Annotated in this window: 1 protein-coding gene; it reads left to right on the forward strand. The window is 48.2% G+C overall.

The annotated features are described in order from the left end of the window. Positions 1 to 180 (forward strand): hypothetical protein (locus NE665_RS24480; protein ID WP_256302778.1); only part of this gene is annotated, 180 nt, incomplete at its 5' end. Between the last annotated feature and the right edge of the window lie 75 nt (positions 181 to 255).

Here is a 255-nt window from a genome sequence, read left to right on the forward strand (position 1 = left end):
GCATGGAGCGGCTATTACTTCAGTGGGATCACGAGTAAGGCGCAGACATGGGACTTCACAGAGAACAAGTTCATCGATGAAGCCTATAAATTCAAATTCATCATAGAGGTAGCGAAGGAAGACGCTATGATCAGTGGAAAGCGCATCTACGAAGTAAAGGGGAAGGAGGAAACGAAATGAGCGAAGAGCAAACAGCAGGTAAGAGCAGGAAGAAGATCATCTCTGTCCTCCTCCTCTTGCTCGTCATCGCCGGGA

This window comes from Clostridium sp. DFI.1.208, assembly GCF_024463855.1.
Lineage (GTDB): Bacteria > Bacillota_I > Bacilli_A > Erysipelotrichales > Erysipelotrichaceae > Clostridium_AQ.